This window comes from Mycobacterium sp. TH-M82 (assembly GCF_057473605.1).
This window is the reverse complement of record NZ_JBYCKY010000439.1, coordinates 1-3,450: the sequence shown is the minus strand read 5'-3', so window position 1 is coordinate 3,450 and position 3,450 is coordinate 1. Positions and strand designations below refer to the sequence as shown.

Below are 3,450 nucleotides of genomic sequence, written 5' to 3'. Positions count from 1 at the left end.
TGTCGGCGGCCAACGCGGTGATCGCCTGCAACTCCGGGCGCCGGGAGAAACGGTTGTGGACCGACGCCGGCGACGGGGAGCTGATCGTCGGTTACGTGGCCGACAACGAGCACGACGAGGCCCGGTTCGCCGCGGGGGAGATCGACGCGCTGGCCGACCGTGGTGAGCTCAGCTACAGCGACGTCGCGGTGTTCTACCGGACAAACAACGCGTCGCGAGCACTAGAGGAGGTGTTCATCCGAACCGGAATCCCGTACAAAGTCGTTGGCGGCGTACGGTTTTATGAGCGCAAGGAGATCCGCGACATCATCGCCTACCTGCGGGTGGTGGATAACCCCGGCGATACGGTGAGCCTGCGGCGCATCCTCAACACTCCCCGGCGCGGCATCGGGGACCGTGCGGAGGCGTGTGTGGCACTCTACGCCGAGAACGCCGGCATCGGTTTCGCTGAGGCGCTGGCCACCGCCGCCGACGGCAACGTGCCGATGGTCAATACCCGCTCGCAGAAGGCGATTGCCGCATTCGTCGAGCTGCTCGATGACCTGCGGGGCCGCCTGGACTCCTCCGGGGAAGACCTCGGCGGTCTGGTCGAGATGGTGCTGGACCGGACCGGCTACCGGGGTGAGCTGGAGTCCTCCGCCGATCCGCAGGATCTGGCCCGGCTGGACAATGTCAACGAACTCGTCAGCGTTGCACACGAATTCAGCGTCGACCGAGCCAACCTGCTTGCTGAGCAGAACGCCGCCGATGCTCCGGCCGGTGAAGATGGCGTGCCGGACGCCGGGATGCTGGCAGCTTTCCTGGAGCGGGTTTCGCTGATCGCCGACACCGACGAGATTCCCGAGCACGGTGCCGGTGTGGTCACGCTGATGACGCTGCACACGGCCAAAGGGCTGGAGTTCCCGGTGGTGTTCATGACGGGCTGGGAGGACGGCATGTTTCCGCATATGCGGTCGCTGGATGACGCACGCGAGCTGTCCGAGGAACGTCGGCTGGCTTACGTCGGCATCACCCGGGCGCGCCAGCGGCTCTACGTAAGCAGGGCCAGGGTGCGTTCATCGTGGGGTCAACCCATGCTGAACCCGGAATCCCGCTTTCTGCGGGAGATCCCACGGCACCTCGTCGATTGGCGGCGCGCCGACACCACCGATACCACTGCATCGTTGAGTGCGCCGGTCAGCGGCGTCGGTCGATTCGGTGCTCCGCGCCCGTCGCCCACCCGCTCCGCGGCCGGCAAGCGGCCGCTGCTGGTTCTGCAGCCCGGCGACCGGGTGTCCCATGACAAATACGGGCTCGGTCGGGTCGAGGAGGTATCCGGGGTGGGCGAATCCGCGATGTCATTGATCGACTTCGGCAGCTCCGGGCGGGTCAAGCTGATGCACAACCACGCCCCACTCACCAAGCTCTAAGTGGTCAGGCCGCCGGAAGCCAGCGCTTCGTCTCCCGATTCAGCGTCAACACGGCTTGGCCACCAGCCGGTTGTCACTTCGGTGGCCACCACCGGGTGGCTATCCCCCCGGGTTGACCCCGCGGTTGGTCAGCCAGGAGGCCGGGTTGATGCGATTGGTGCCGCCCTGCAGCACCTCGAAGTGCAAATGTGAGCCGGTGGAGTAGCCCCGATTGCCCATCGTGGCGATCTGGTCACCGGCCATCACCCGCTCGCCGACGCTGACCGTCGTGCTGTTGACGTGGCCGTACAGCGTTACCGTTCCATCGGAATGCCGCAGCTTGACCAGCATGCCGTAGCCGGCGCTCGGGCCCGCCTCGATGACGACTCCGTCGGATGCCGCCACAATCGGGGTGCCGATCGAGTTGGCGATGTCGATGCCACCGTGCAACACACCCCATCGGTAGCCGAAGCTCGAGGTGAACAGACCCCGCGTCGGCATCACGAACAGTGGCCGCTGCAGCCGGGCTTCCCGGTCGGCACGCTCCTGAGCAAACGCCACACCCTTAGCCAGCTCCTCGTTGTGCACGACAATGTTCGCCGTCGGCTTGACGGTGACCATCTGCATGCCGTGGCCAGCGGGGCTGGCGGGGCTGGCGGTGGCGCCTGTTCCGCCGCCCAGCGAGGAGTTAGCGGCGACCAGCACCGTCTGCGCCGTGGCGGTGTCGGGCGACTGGGTCGCGGCGTGCGCCGCTGCGGCCGCCGCGCCAGCCGCCATGCTGGCGATCAGCACGCGGCCCTTGACGGCACTGGTCGGTTGTCTGCGGTGTTTTGCCCGGCGCCCGGGCACACCGGACGGTCTTGTCGCGCGCCGGTGATCGGGGTGGGCGCGGGGACGTGCGGGCCGCAGCGGGGCCAGGTTGGCCAGGCTGGCCAGGTCGGCCAGGTCGGCCAGGTCGGCCAGGTCGGCCGGGTCGTCGGTGGTGTCGGCCGGGCAATACACGTCGGGTGCACCCGACGCCGGCGCATCGCTGGCGAATGCGGTGTCATCGCTGCGGTCCACATCATCCAGGTCATCGACGTTGCCGAACTCATCGAACGGGATGATGTCGGTGACCTCATTGGGGTGCGGGGATGACCAGTCTGGCCAGTCACTGTGCCCACGCAAGCCAGGAAACGGGGGCAGACCGCGCTTCGTCAACCTGGGAATCTCTCTGGTCGTGATCAGAACGTTATCTGGACCCCGAAACGGTAACCACTTCCCCACGAAAGAGGCAACCTATCGGGAAAACCTGGGCCAGGAATGTGAGGTGTATCACAATCCACTCGCGGTGAGATATGCCACAGGAATGGTATGCGGCGCCGAAACGCTGTAGCGGTGTCGATACAGTTCCCCCGAAGCTTGGAATTACGAAGTCCGCGTGAACCGTAACCGCCGACACGCCGCCGACCCGATTAAGACAGTGAGGCCATGGACCTTTTCGAGTACCAGGCGAAAGAGTTGTTCGCCAAGCACAGCGTGCCCACCAGCCCGGGCCGGGTGACCGACTCACCCGCGGGCGCACAGACGATCGCCACGGAGATCGGTCGACCGGTGATGGTGAAGGCCCAGGTCAAGACCGGCGGGCGGGGCAAGGCCGGCGGCGTCAAGTACGCCGCCACACCGGAGGACGCCTACACTCACGCGCAGCACATTCTCGGCTTGGACATCAAGGGCCACGTCGTCAAAAAGCTGCTGGTGTCCGAAGCCAGCGACATCGCCGCGGAGTACTACCTCTCTTTTTTGCTCGACCGGGCCAACCGCACCTACCTGGCTATGTGCTCGGTCGAGGGGGGCGTGGAGATCGAGGAGGTGGCCGCGACCAAACCGGACCGCCTCGCCAAGGTGTCCGTCGATCCTGTCACCGGCGTCGACCTTGTCTTCGCGCGTTCGATCGCCGAACAGGGACATCTGCCCACCGAGGTGCTGGATGCCGCGGCTGTCACCATCACCAAGCTGTGGGAGGTGTTCGTCGAAGAAGACGCCACCCTGGTCGAGGTCAACCCGCTGGTGCGCACCCCCG

Annotated in this window: 3 protein-coding genes; 2 read left to right on the top strand and 1 reads right to left on the bottom strand. The window is 66.2% G+C overall.

Annotated features, from left to right (window positions below):
• Positions 1-1,409 (top strand): 3'-5' exonuclease (locus AC2VON_RS13570; RefSeq protein ID WP_486953433.1); only part of this gene is annotated, 1,409 nt, incomplete at its 5' end.
• 99 nt (positions 1,410-1,508) lie between these two features.
• Here the strand turns inward: AC2VON_RS13570 and AC2VON_RS13565 are convergent.
• Entirely contained in the window at positions 1,509-2,555 is a 1,047-nt protein-coding gene (locus AC2VON_RS13565) for a M23 family metallopeptidase (protein ID WP_486953434.1), read from the bottom strand.
• A gap of 303 nt (positions 2,556-2,858) precedes the next feature.
• Here AC2VON_RS13565 and AC2VON_RS13560 point away from each other — a divergent pair.
• Positions 2,859-3,450 (top strand): ATP-grasp domain-containing protein (locus AC2VON_RS13560; RefSeq protein ID WP_486953432.1); only part of this gene is annotated, 592 nt, incomplete at its 3' end.